Annotated in this window: 10 protein-coding genes; 8 read left to right on the top strand and 2 right to left on the bottom strand. The window is 68.1% G+C overall.

Going from position 1 to position 11,842, the window contains the following annotated elements:
* The first annotated feature begins 117 nt into the window (after positions 1-117).
* From J8I34_RS10570 to plsY, 6 genes are all read left to right on the top strand, one after another.
* Positions 118-783 (top strand): chalcone isomerase family protein, encoded by a 666-nt coding sequence (locus tag J8I34_RS10570; protein WP_084402475.1) that lies wholly within the window; start codon positions 118-120, stop codon positions 781-783.
* Positions 784-908: 125 nt separating this feature from the next.
* Positions 909-1,877: a tripartite tricarboxylate transporter substrate binding protein BugE gene (locus J8I34_RS10565; protein ID WP_029048124.1), complete on the top strand. Its 969-nt coding sequence runs from the start codon at positions 909-911 to the stop codon at positions 1,875-1,877.
* A 117-nt stretch (positions 1,878-1,994) separates the two neighbouring features.
* On the top strand, positions 1,995-2,486 hold the full coding sequence (locus J8I34_RS10560; RefSeq protein WP_209768266.1) for a methylated-DNA--[protein]-cysteine S-methyltransferase: 492 nt from the start codon (positions 1,995-1,997) through the stop codon (positions 2,484-2,486).
* Between the two features lie 29 nt (positions 2,487-2,515).
* The gene (gene xerD, locus J8I34_RS10555; protein WP_029048126.1) at positions 2,516-3,439 is read left to right on the top strand and encodes a site-specific tyrosine recombinase XerD; all 924 of its coding nucleotides are present in this window, start codon (positions 2,516-2,518) and stop codon (positions 3,437-3,439) included.
* A gap of 24 nt (positions 3,440-3,463) precedes the next feature.
* Positions 3,464-3,955: a Cys-tRNA(Pro) deacylase gene (gene ybaK / locus J8I34_RS10550; RefSeq protein WP_209805993.1), complete on the top strand. Its 492-nt coding sequence runs from the start codon at positions 3,464-3,466 to the stop codon at positions 3,953-3,955.
* Positions 3,956-4,090: 135 nt separating this feature from the next.
* A complete protein-coding gene (plsY, locus tag J8I34_RS10545) occupies positions 4,091-4,699 on the top strand; it encodes a glycerol-3-phosphate 1-O-acyltransferase PlsY (RefSeq protein WP_209805992.1) in 609 nt (202 codons plus the stop codon).
* Between the two features lie 99 nt (positions 4,700-4,798).
* On the opposite strand, the gene J8I34_RS10540 is transcribed toward plsY, so the two are convergent.
* Together J8I34_RS10540 and J8I34_RS10535 are read right to left on the bottom strand one after the other, a co-directional pair.
* Positions 4,799-6,067: an ATP-binding protein gene (locus J8I34_RS10540; RefSeq protein WP_029048129.1), complete on the bottom strand. Its 1,269-nt coding sequence runs from the start codon at positions 6,065-6,067 to the stop codon at positions 4,799-4,801.
* A 66-nt stretch (positions 6,068-6,133) separates the two neighbouring features.
* Positions 6,134-6,877 carry a response regulator gene (locus tag J8I34_RS10535; RefSeq protein WP_029048130.1) on the bottom strand — a complete coding sequence of 248 codons (744 nt, stop codon included), beginning with the start codon at positions 6,875-6,877 and terminating at the stop codon, positions 6,134-6,136.
* Positions 6,878-7,228: 351 nt separating this feature from the next.
* Here J8I34_RS10535 and J8I34_RS10530 point away from each other — a divergent pair, with 351 nt between their 5' ends.
* Both J8I34_RS10530 and J8I34_RS10525 read left to right on the top strand, forming a co-directional pair.
* A complete protein-coding gene (locus tag J8I34_RS10530; RefSeq protein ID WP_209768256.1) occupies positions 7,229-8,710 on the top strand; it encodes an MdtA/MuxA family multidrug efflux RND transporter periplasmic adaptor subunit in 1,482 nt (493 codons plus the stop codon).
* 9 nt (positions 8,711-8,719) lie between these two features.
* Positions 8,720-11,842 carry an MdtB/MuxB family multidrug efflux RND transporter permease subunit gene (locus J8I34_RS10525; RefSeq protein ID WP_209768252.1) on the top strand — a complete coding sequence of 1,041 codons (3,123 nt, stop codon included), beginning with the start codon at positions 8,720-8,722 and terminating at the stop codon, positions 11,840-11,842.

Here is an 11,842-nt window from a genome sequence, read left to right as displayed (position 1 = left end):
CGCATGGGGGAAGAAATAACGGCTGGTGCGCGGGAATGTGCAGACTAGGGCAGATACGGATAGGTATTTTTCCAGATTTAGGTCAACATGGCATGCCAAGTTGTACGCCCTGCCGCCATGTTGTCCCGCATCCGTTCCGCGCCGCGAGGCCCGGACACCCACTTTCGCTCCCGTTCACGCCCTGGCCTGTACACCGGCCTGCGCTCGCGCGCGGCCGCCCTGCTGGTGATGCTGTGCGCCGCCACTGCTGCCGGCGCCGTGCCGGCGCGCGCGGTCGAGATGGAAGGGATCCGCTTCGACGATGCCGCTCGCGTGGCCGGCAAGGAGCTGCAGCTCAACGGCACCGCACTGCGGGCGCGCTTCCTGACCAAGGGCTACGTGGCCGCGCTGTACCTGCAGGAAAAAGCCCGCAACGCGACCGTGGTACTCGGCACGCCCGGCGCCAAGCGGCTACAGTTGCGCATGCTGCGCGAGGCCGAGCCGCCTGCCTTTGCCCGCGCCATTCGCCAGGGCATTCGCGACAACCACAGCGAAGCGCAGGTGCAGGGCCTGGCCGCGCGGCTGGTGCAGTTCGAGCGCACCCTGGGCGAGGTCGGCAACGCGCACAAGGGCGACGTGATCAACCTGGACTTTGCCCCGCAGACGGGCACTGTCATCGCCATCAACGGCACGCCGCGCGGCCGTCCGATCCCTGGCGAAGACTTCTACCAGGCCGTGCTGCGGGTGTTCCTGGGCGACCGTCCGGTCGACCCGGACGTCAAGCGCGGACTGCTCGGCGGCTGACAGAGGCTGCCCTCTGGTAGCCCTTTTTTACGCTGCCGCCGCCGTGCCTTCACCTGTGGCACCGCGACGGTTTCTTTGCTTCCGGGCAGCACCCTGCCCGGACATCTGACGGGAGACATGATCTCATGCAAGCTGGCAAACTCGCTCTGACCCTGGCCCTGGTCGCGGCCGCCACCACGGCGCACGCCCAGAGCTATCCGACCAAGCCGATCCGCCTGATTATTCCGTTCGCACCGGGCGGCACCACCGACATCGTCGGCCGCGGTGCCGCCGACCAGATGAGCCGCATCCTGGGCCAGCCGGTGGTCGTGGAAAACCGCGCGGGCGGGGGCGGCTCGATCGGTGCGGACGCGATCGCCAAGGCGGCGCCGGACGGCTACACCATCGGCATCTCGACGGTGTCGACCATGGCCGTGAACCCGGCCTGCAACCCCAAGCTGTCGTACGACCCGATCAAGGACTTCAAGCCCATCACCAACCTGGCCAACGTGGCCAACGTGATCGCGGTCAACCCGAACTTCCCGGCCAAGGACTACAAGACATTCCTGGCCGTGCTGAAGGCCAACCCGGGCAAGTATTCGTACGCGTCGTCGGGCACCTGCGGCTTCGGCCACATGCTGGGCGAGCAGTTCAAGGTCTCGACCAAGACCTTCATGGTCCATATCCCGTACCGCGGCGCGGGCCCGGCGCTGAACGACGTGCTGGCCGGCCAGGTGCCGATCATGGTGGACAACCTGCCGTCGTCGATGCCCTACATCAAGGCCGGCAAGCTGCGCCCGCTGGTGGTTGCCTGGAACAAGCGCGTGGACTCGCTGCCGGACGTGCCGACCTTCGGCGAAATGGGCCTGAAGGAGCCGAACGACCCGGCCTGGTATGGCCTGGTGGCGCCGGCCGGCACGCCTGACGATGTCATCAAGAAGCTGAACGACGCCGCGGTCAAGGCACTGCAGGACAAGGGCTTCCAGGAGCGCCTGCGCGCCGCCGGCGCCGAGCCGTCGGGCAATACGCCGGCGCAGCACGCGGCCGAGATCAAGAAAGAGTTCGACAAGATGAAGAACCTGGTGAAGGTGCAGAACATCAAGCTGGAGCAGTAATCCGGCTTGCAGCACCGGCTGCCATCGCACGCCACCAAAGGCCGCCTGCAAAGGCGGCCTTTTTTCTTGCCAATGCAAAAAGCACTAAAATCCAGCATCCGCCCCAGTCAGACCGCCATGCCAGCCACTTTCGATGCCATCCTCCCTGCCCCGTTCGGCAAGGTCGGCGTGCGCACGGACGGCTCCCGCATCCGGGCCATCGTGTACCTGCCCGGGCACGTCGAATCCCTCGCGCCGGCCGATGCGCAGGCGCGAGAGGTCGTGGCCCGGCTCGAAGCCCAGCTTGAGGCCTATTACGCCAACCCCGACGCGCACTTCGACCTGCCCCTCGCACCGGTGGGCAGCGAATTCCAGCAGCGCGTCTGGCAGGCCATCGCCGCCGTGCCGCGCGGCGCCACCACCACCTACGGCACCATTGCCGGGGCCATCGGCGCGATGCCACGTGCGGTAGGCCAGGCCTGCGGCCAGAACCCGTTCCCGATCGTGATCCCCTGCCATCGCGTGGTCTCGGCCCGCGGCATCGGCGGTTTCTCCCATCATGCCGAAGATGGTTTCCACCTCGACGTCAAACGCTGGCTGCTGCGTCATGAAGGCGCCATGCTGATATGAGCCCGGTATCACGAGCGGTAGCGGCGGACATGCCGCCAGAGCTTGCCACGGCTCCCAGCGATGCCGACGCGGCGCTGGTCGGGCGCTTCTGCGATGCGCTGTGGCTGGAAGACGGCCTGTCGCAGAACACCATCGACGCCTACCGCCGCGACCTGACCCTGCTGGCGCGCTGGCTGCGCCACGAAGGCCGTGGCGAGCTGCCGGGCGTGGACGACAGCGTGCTGTCGGCCTACTTCAACGCACGCCATACGCAGACGCGCGCGTCGTCGGCCAACCGCCGGCTGGCGGTGTTCCGCCGCTTCTACCAGTGGGCGCTGCGCGAGCACGTGGTCGAGGCCGATCCCTGCCTGCTGCTGCGCCCCGCCAAGCAGCCGCCGCGCTACCCCAAGACACTGACCGAGGCGCAGGTCGATGCGCTGCTGGAAGCGCCCGACACCAGCACGCCGCTGGGCCTGCGCGACCGCACCATGCTGGAACTGATGTACGCCAGCGGCCTGCGCGTGTCCGAGCTGACGCAGATGAAGACCGTCGAGATCGGCCTGAACGAGGGCGTGGCGCGCGTGGTCGGCGGCAAGGGCGACAAGGAACGGCTGGTCCCGTTCGGCCAGCAGGCCGCCGACTGGCTGCGCCGCTACCTCGCCAGCGCCCGTCCCGTGCTGCTGGCAGGGCGCGCCTGCGACGCGCTGTTCGTCACGCAGCGCGGCGAAGGCATGACGCGGCAGGCGTTCTGGCATCTGATCAAGCGCCACGCGCGCGATGCCGGCGTGCACGCGCCGCTGTCGCCGCATACGCTGCGGCACGCCTTTGCCACGCACCTGCTCAACCACGGCGCCGACCTGCGCGTGGTGCAGCTGCTGCTCGGCCACGCCGATATCTCCACCACGCAGATCTACACCCACGTCGCGCGCGAGCGCCTGCGCGAGCTGCACCAGCAGCACCATCCGCGCGGCTGAGCGGCACCGAGCGACCCCATCGCCATGAGCAAGAACAAGCACGTCTCCGAAACCCCTGCCACCCAGTTCCTGCGCAAGCAAGGCGTGGCCTTCGGCGAACACCCCTATGAATACGTCGAGCATGGCGGCACCGGAGAATCGGCGCGCCAGCTCGGCGTTCCCGAGCACGACGTGGTCAAGACCCTGATCATGGAAGACGATCGCGCGCAGCCGCTGGTGGTGCTGATGCACGGCGACTGCTCGGTCTCGACCAAGAACCTGGCGCGCCAGACCGGGCGCAAGAGCGTGCAGCCGTGCAAGCCGGAAGTGGCGCAGCGCCACAGCGGCTACCTGGTCGGCGGCACCTCGCCGTTCGGCACGCGCAAGCGCATGCCGGTGTATGTGGAAGCCACGGTGCTGGAGCTGGAGCGCATCTACATCAACGGCGGGCGGCGCGGTTATCTCGTCAGCCTGGACCCGAAGCTGCTGCAGGCACTGGTCGATGCACAACCGGTCCAATGCGCGCTTCCTGACTGAGGCACCCGCCAGGCGCCCTACCGGTCACCTGGCGCCAGGCGCACGGCGGCCGCGCATGCCAATCCGGGAAGTCACGCACGTGGTGAAGGCGCCGCCGCGCTACAATCCCGCCAGCTTGAAAACACCCCACTGCACATGGCCAACCTGCTATTCGCCCTCGCCGCCTACCTGATCGGCTCGATTTCCTTTGCTGTTGTCGTCAGCAAGCTGATGGGGCTGCCGGACCCGCATTCGTACGGCTCGGGCAACCCGGGGGCGACCAACGTGCTGCGCACCGGCAACAAGAAGGCCGCGATCCTGACGCTGATCGGCGATGCGCTGAAGGGCTGGCTGGCGGTGTGGCTGGCGGCGCGCTTCGGCCCCGCCTACGGGTTGAATGAAACCGGCCTGGCCATGGTGGCGCTGGCGGTATTCCTCGGCCACCTGTTCCCGGTGTACCACCGCTTTGCCGGCGGCAAGGGCGTGGCCACGGCGGCCGGTATCCTGCTGGCGATCGACCCGATCCTGGGGCTGGGCACGCTGGCCACCTGGCTGATCATTGCGTTCTTCTTCCGCTATTCGTCGCTGGCGGCGCTGGTATCGGCGATCTTCGCGCCGTTCTTTTATGTGCTGATGAATGGCGTGGATGTGATGACTGGTGCCATCTTCGTGATCAGCGTGCTGCTGATCGCGCGGCATCGGCAGAATATTGCCAAGCTGCTGGCCGGCAAGGAAAGCCGGATCGGGGACAAGAAGAAGGTCTGAGCGGGTTACGCTGCCAGCGCCGGCGTCCGGCGCGCTTTCCGCGGCCGGGCATCTGGCCGCGGCGAGCGCAAGCCACCGCAAGCCACCACAAGCCACCCCTCAGACCGCGCCCCCAAACGCCATCTCGACCCTGAACCCACCCCCGTCAGCATTTACCAGGTTGAGCTTGCCCCCAGCCTGCCGCACCAGCCGATCCACAATCGCCAGCCCCAGCCCGGAATGCGCATTCCCGCCACGCGCCGGGTCCAGCCGCACGAACGGCAACGTAACCCGTTCCTTGTCCTCTTCGGGAATCCCCACCCCCTGGTCTTCCACCACCAGCAAATAACCATCAGCCGTCCGCGTCGTGGCGATACACACCGGCGGCTTGCCATAGGCATAAGCATTGTCAACAAGGTTCCCGATGATCCGGTCCAGCTGCGTGGCAATCATCCGGAACCCGTCCCCCGCGCCCAGCGACAACACCACCTGCCGCTCCTGCTCGGCCAGCGAAGCCGCCAGTTCATTGACCCGCCGGTCCACCGGCACCGGCCGTGCCGTCGATTCACTGGTCTGCGCGAAACTCAGGAACTGCTCAACGATCGCCTGCATCGAATCGACGTCGCGGGTAACCCCCGCCGCAGCCTTGGGATCGGACAGCATCTCCGCGCGCAACCGCAGCCGCGCCAGCGGCGTCTTCAGGTCATGCGCGATGCCCGCCAGCATCGTATTGCGCTCCTGGTCGATGCGTGCGAGGTCCGCCACCATGCGGTTGAAGCGCTCGATCAACTGCCGCAACTCATGCGGCCCGCGTTCGCGCAAAGGCGGCACCGCGCGCTGGCGCGACAGCAACTCGGCCGCATTGGCCATGTCCCGCACCGGCCGCTGCAGCTGCCACGCGATCAGCAGTGCAAACACGATCGCCACGCCCACCACCAGCATCACGCCGGGCACCAGACGGTTGTCTGGCGGCGGGTTGTGAACCCAGAGAATCGGCATCGCTATCCAGTCGTCGCGGCTCGGCAGCTTGATCCAGATGCGCGGCGTGGTCTCGTCCTCGAGCCGGACCTCGGTGCCCGGCGGCAGCCGCGAAATGAACTGTTCGACCAGCCGGCGCGAGCGGCCGCCCTTGGGCGCGGTGGCGTGCTCGTCGGCGCTGGCGGTATCGGCGGTCTCCACCAGGCTGGGCAGCTTCGCCGGCGGGCGCGCATCGAGGGCGCGCTCGATGCTGTCGAGCTGGAACAGCATCTGCTCCACGGAATAGTCGACCTGCTGCTGGCGCCGGTCCATGCGCAGGATGGCCAGCCACGAGAAATGGCTGATCACGAGCACGGCCGCGATCAGCAAGGCAATGCGGCCGAACAGGGTGTCGATACGTCGCAACTTCATCGGGAAGCAGGCTCGGGTGGCACGCGGCGGCACGTCAGGCGGTAAAACGGCCGGCCGCCGCGGGCTTTAATCGGAAAGCACGGCGGGAATCTCTTCCGCTTCGTCGGGCACGAAGGTGTAGCCGCGGCCGCGCACGGTCTGGATATAGCGCGGGCGCTGCGCGTCTTCGTCCAGCAGGCGGCGCAGGCGCCAGATCTGCACGTCGATGCCGCGGTCGCTGATGCCGCTGGCGCTGCCGTACATCAGCTCGACGATGCGCTCGCGCGACAGCACTTCAAGCGGATGCATCAGCAGCAGCTTGAGCAGCGCGAATTCGGTATCGCTGATCGACAGCGGCTGGCCGGCGCGAATCAGCGTGCGCTGGCGGAAATTGACGCGGAACGGGCCGAACGCGACCGATTCGCGGTCCTCGGGCGCCGCGGCGGGGCGGGCCAGCTTGCGGCGCAGCACGGCGTTGATGCGCGCCAGCAGCTCGCGCGGCGAGAAGGGCTTGCCGAGGTAGTCGTCGGCGCCGATCTCCAGGCCGACGATGCGGTCGATCTCGTCGCTGCGGGCCGTGAGCAGGATCACCGGGATGTCGTCGTTCTTGGCGCGCAGGTTGCGCAGCGCGGTCAGGCCGTCGACCTTGGGCATCATCAGGTCGAGCACGATCAGCGCCGGCCGTTCGCGCTCCAGGCGCGCCTGCAGGCCGTCGCCGTCGTGCAGTACCGAGACGGCAAAGCCCTGCTGGGTCAGGTACTCGCGCAGCAGGTCGCGGAGTTCGGGATCGTCGTCGACAACGAGGATCTGGGTAGGCTGGTTCGTTCGCATAGGCACATGATAGTCAGCCCGGGCGGCGCACATGCCGGATCGGCCGGGCGGTTTTGTTTCCGGAGGTTACACCTGGGGCGCTGGTAATCCTCTGTAATAAAAGCGCCGGGCGCCGAAATACGGGCGTCCGCACCCGCACATTATCCTTGCCGCATGACTTGCCATCGGCGCCGCCCATGCGCGCCGCACGGCACTTGCCGGCACGCCGGCGGCCCTTGGGCGCCCCGCCCCCGCGGCCGGCCGGCGCCCTTTGCGTTGCGGCATACTGCTGTGCTGCATCGTCACTTGCCGGCAGCACTTGCCGGCAGAACACCGCGGCGCGCCGGGCGCGCCGTACCCAGGATTGCGGACATGTCCAACCCCGAACAAGGCCAACCTAACCCTTCCCCGTCCCCGTCTTCCCGACCGCCCCTGCCGCCCGGCGGCACTCCACCGCGCAGGAACCGGCGCCGGCTGTATGCCGGGCTGCTGGTGCTGCTGCTGGCCGGGGGCGGCTGGTACTGGTATGCGCACCGCGGCGATGCCACCAAAGGCACCGCAGGCGGCCCGGGTGGCGCCAGCAGACCCGGTGCAGGCGGCCCGGGCGGAGGCGCCGGCATGCCGCGCTCGCCGGTGGTGGTCGCCACCGTGGCCCAGCGCGACATGGACGTGGTCCTGAACGGGCTGGGCAACGTGACCCCGGTCTCGAACGTGACCGTGCGCGCGCAGGTTTCCGGCCCGCTGCTGAAGGTGCTGTTCAAGGAAGGCCAGATGGTCAAGTCCGGCGACGTGCTGGCCGAGATCGACCCGCGCCCGTTCCAGGCCGCGCTCGACCAGGCCGTGGGCCAGCTGGCGCGCGACCAGGCGCTGCTGCAGAACGCGAAGCTGGACCAGCAGCGCTACCGCACCCTGCTGGGGCAGGATTCCATTGCCAAGCAGCAGGTCGATACCCAGGACGCGCTGGTGCGCCAGTACGAAGGCGTGGTCAAGACCGACCAGGGCAACGTCGCCAATGCACGCCTGCAGCTGGGCTACACCCGGATCGTGGCGCCGGTGTCCGGCCGCATCGGCCTGCGCCAGGTGGATCCGGGCAATATCGTCAACACCAGCGACACCAACGGCATCGCGCTGATCACTCAGATCCAGCCGATCGCCGTGATGTACACCATCCCCGAAGACAACCTGCCGTCGGTGCTGAAGAAGCTCAACGCCGGCGAAAAGCTGCCGGTGCAGGCGTGGGACCGCCAGGTGCGCAACCAGCTGGGCGAAGGCGAGCTGCTGACCACCGACAACCAGATCGACACCACCACCGGCACCGTCAAGCTCAAGGCGGTCTTCCCCAATGCCGACGGCATGCTGTTCCCGAACCAGTTCGTCAACGTGCGCACGCGCGTGGACACGCTCAGGGATGCCACCGTGATCCCGGTGGCGGCGATCCAGCGCGGCCAGCAGGGCACCTTTGTCTACACCGTGGACGACGCCAGCAAGGTCAAGGTGCAGGTGATCACGCTCGGGCCCGGCGATGGCAGCCGCAATGCCGTGCTCAAGGGACTGGAGCCCGGCCAGCGCGTGGTGGTGGATGGCGCCGACCGGCTCAAGGAAGGCATGACAGTGGAAGCGGTCGACCCGGCCGCGCGTGCCGCGGCGACGGTGCCGGCCAGCCAGCCGCGCGGGCGGGGCCGGCGCAACCGCGATGGCGCGGGCTGGGGCGGTGCCAGCGCGCCGCGCGGCGATGCCAGTGGCGCGGCGGCCAGCGGTGCATCCGGCGTGGCGGGGGAACAGCGCCGCCATCGTGAAGGCGACGCCAGTGCCCCGGTTGCCGAAGGCCAGCGCCGCCAGCCGCCGCAGCAGTAAGGACCGCGCATGAACCCCTCACGCCTCTTCATCGAGCGCCCGGTCGCGACGGCGCTGCTGATGCTGGCCATCCTGCTCTCCGGGCTGGTGGCATACCGGCTGCTGCCGCTGTCGGCGCTGCCGGAAGTCGACTACCCGACGATCCAGGTGACCACGCTCTACCCCGGCGCCAGCCCCGACGTGATGACTTCGTCGGTGACCGCGCCGCTGGAACGACAGTTCGGCCAGATGCCGGGGCTGAAGCAGATGTCGTCGTCCTCGTCGGGCGGCGCCTCGGTGATCACGCTGCAGTTCGAGCTGACGCTGCCGCTGGACGTGGCCGAGCAGGAAGTGCAGGCCGCCATCAACGCCGGCAGCAACCTGCTGCCGGCCGACCTGCCGATGCCGCCGGTCTACAGCAAGGTCAACCCGGCCGACGCGCCGATCATGACCATCGCCATGACGTCCGACACCATGCCGCTGCCCAAGCTGCAGGACATGGTGGATACGCGCGTGGCGCAGAAGATCTCGCAGATCCAGGGCGTGGGCCTGGTCACCATCAGTGGCGGGCAGCGCCCCGCGGTGCGCATCCAGGCCAACCCGGCCGCACTGGCCTCGCTCGGCATGTCGATCGACGACCTGCGCACCGCGATCGGCTCCGCCAACGTGAATGGCGCCAAGGGCAGCTTCGACGGCCCGCAGCGCGCGTCGACCATCGACGCCAACGACCAGCTGCGCTCCGCCGACGAATACCGGCAGATCATCCTCGGCTACAAGAACGGCGCCCCGATCCGCATCACCGACGTGGCCGAGATCCTCGACGGCCCCGAGAACAGCCGCCTGGCCGCGTGGGCCAACGACAAGCCCGCGATCGTGCTGAACATCCAGCGCCAGCCCGGCGCCAACGTGATCGAGGTGGTCGACCGCATCAAGGCGCTGCTGCCGCAGCTGCAGAACGCGCTGCCGGCGTCGGTCCACGTGCAGCTGCTGACCGACCGCACCACCACCATCCGCGCCTCGGTCGAGGACGTGCAGTTCGAACTGCTGCTGGCGATCGCGCTGGTGGTGCTGGTGATCTTCCTGTTCCTGCGCAATATCCCCGCCACCATCATCCCCGGCGTGGCGGTGCCGCTGTCCCTGGTGGGCACTTTCGGCGTGATGTACCTCTCCGGGTTCTCGATCAACAACCTGACGCTGATGGCGCTGACCATTGCCACCGGCTTCGTGGTCGACGATGCGATCGTGATGATCGAGAACATCATGCGCTACATCGAGAAGGGCGATTCGCCGATGCAGGCGGCGCTCAAAGGCTCGAAGCAGATTGGCTTCACCATCATCTCGCTGACCTTCTCGCTGGTGGCGGTGCTGATCCCGCTGCTGTTCATGGGCGACGTGGTCGGCCGGCTGTTCCGCGAGTTCGCGATCACGCTGGCGGTGTCGATCCTGATCTCGGCGGTGGTATCGCTGACGCTCACGCCGATGATGTGCGCGCGCCTGCTGCACCATGTTCCGGAAGAGAAGCTGTCGCGCTTCCACCGCGCCGCCGGCCGCTTCTTCGACAACGTGATCGAGCGCTATGGCCGCGGCCTGGAGTGGGTCCTCGACCGCCAGAAGGCCACGCTGGTCGTGGCGGTGGCCACGCTGGCGCTGACCGTGCTGCTGTACCTGCTGGTGCCCAAGGGCTTCTTCCCGGTGCAGGACACCGGCGTGATCCAGGGCATCACCGAGGCCGCGCAGACCACCTCGTTCGGCGCCATGGCGCGCAAGCAGGAGGCGGTGGCCAAGGTGGTGATGCAGGACCCGGCGGTGGCGAGCCTGTCGTCGTTCATCGGCGTGGATGGCGGCAACACCACGCTCAACGCCGGGCGCATGCTGATCAACCTCAAGCCCAAGGGCGAGCGCGATCCGATCGACGTGGTCACGCAGCGCCTGCAGCAATCGGTGCAGAGCCTCGGCGGTGTGTCGCTGTTCACGCAGCCGGTGCAGGACCTGACCATCGAGGACAAGGTCTCGCGCACGCAGTACCAGTTCACGGTGGAGGACCCCGATCCCCAGACACTGGCTGCTTGGGTGCCGAAGCTGGTGGAGCGCCTGCGCCAGGAGCCCGAACTGCGCGACGTCACCAGCGACCAGCAGAACAACGGCCTGCGCGCCTATGTCGATATCGACCGCGACGCCGCGGCGCGCTTCGGCATCACCACCGCGGTGATCGACAGCGCGCTGTACAGCGCCTTCGGCCAGCGGCTGGTGTCGACCATCTTCACGCAGTCGAGCCAGTACCGCGTGGTGCTGGAGACCATGCCGGAGTTCCGCACCAGCCCGCAATCGCTGGCCGAACTGCGCCTGCCCTCCTCGTCCGGCGGACAGGTGCCGCTGGGCGCGTTCGCGCGCATCACCGAGCGCACCGGGCCGCTGGTGATCAACCACCAGGGGCAATTCCCGGCCGCGACGATCTCGTTCAACCTGGCGCATGGCGAATCGCTCGGCGCCGCGGTCGACAAGATCACCAGGGTGGAGCAGGAGCTCGGCCTGCCGATCTCGATGCAGACCAGCTTCCAGGGCGCGGCGCTGGCGTTCCGGGCGTCGCTGTCGAACACGCTGTGGCTGATCCTGGCCGCGGTGGTGACGATGTATATCGTGCTGGGCGTGCTGTATGAAAGCACGATCCACCCGGTCACCATCCTGTCGACGCTGCCGTCGGCGGGCGTAGGCGCGCTGCTGGCGCTGCTGGTCGCGGGCATGGACCTGGGCATCATCGCCATTATCGGCATCATCCTGCTGATCGGCATCGTCAAGAAGAACGCGATCATGATGATCGACTTCGCGCTCGAGGCCGAGCGCGAAGGCGGCATGACGCCGCGCGACGCGATCTTCCAGGCCTGCCTGCTGCGCTTCCGCCCGATCCTGATGACGACGATGGCGGCACTGCTGGCGGCGCTGCCGCTGATGCTGGGCTCCGGCATCGGCAGCGAGCTGCGCCAGCCGCTGGGCGTGACCATGGTGGGCGGCCTGCTGGTCAGCCAGGTGCTGACGCTGTTCACCACGCCGGTGATCTACCTGGCGTTCGACCGCGTGGCGACGCGCGTGAAGGGCTGGCGCAAGCGCCGCTTCGGCGATCCGGAGGAAGGCGGCACGGGCGAGGAGCCGGTCTGA

The sequence above is a fragment of the Cupriavidus phytohabitans genome, assembly GCF_017815025.1.
Classification (GTDB): domain Bacteria; phylum Pseudomonadota; class Gammaproteobacteria; order Burkholderiales; family Burkholderiaceae; genus Cupriavidus.
This window is presented reverse-complemented; position numbering and strand designations above follow the sequence as displayed.

What these genes read in the sequence shown, in the direction of transcription:
- J8I34_RS10570 (WP_084402475.1), top strand. Translation starts at nt 118, where the DNA reads ATGTTGTCCCGCATCCGTTCCGCGCCGCGAGGCCCGGACACCCACTTT.
- J8I34_RS10565 (WP_029048124.1), top strand. Translation starts at nt 909, where the DNA reads ATGCAAGCTGGCAAACTCGCTCTGACCCTGGCCCTGGTCGCGGCCGCC.
- J8I34_RS10560 (WP_209768266.1), top strand. Translation starts at nt 1,995, where the DNA reads ATGCCAGCCACTTTCGATGCCATCCTCCCTGCCCCGTTCGGCAAGGTC.
- xerD (WP_029048126.1), top strand. Translation starts at nt 2,516, where the DNA reads ATGCCGCCAGAGCTTGCCACGGCTCCCAGCGATGCCGACGCGGCGCTG.
- ybaK (WP_209805993.1), top strand. Translation starts at nt 3,464, where the DNA reads ATGAGCAAGAACAAGCACGTCTCCGAAACCCCTGCCACCCAGTTCCTG.
- plsY (WP_209805992.1), top strand. Translation starts at nt 4,091, where the DNA reads ATGGCCAACCTGCTATTCGCCCTCGCCGCCTACCTGATCGGCTCGATT.
- J8I34_RS10540 (WP_029048129.1), bottom strand. Translation starts at nt 6,067, where the DNA reads ATGAAGTTGCGACGTATCGACACCCTGTTCGGCCGCATTGCCTTGCTG.
- J8I34_RS10535 (WP_029048130.1), bottom strand. Translation starts at nt 6,877, where the DNA reads ATGCGAACGAACCAGCCTACCCAGATCCTCGTTGTCGACGACGATCCC.
- J8I34_RS10530 (WP_209768256.1), top strand. Translation starts at nt 7,229, where the DNA reads ATGTCCAACCCCGAACAAGGCCAACCTAACCCTTCCCCGTCCCCGTCT.
- J8I34_RS10525 (WP_209768252.1), top strand. Translation starts at nt 8,720, where the DNA reads ATGAACCCCTCACGCCTCTTCATCGAGCGCCCGGTCGCGACGGCGCTG.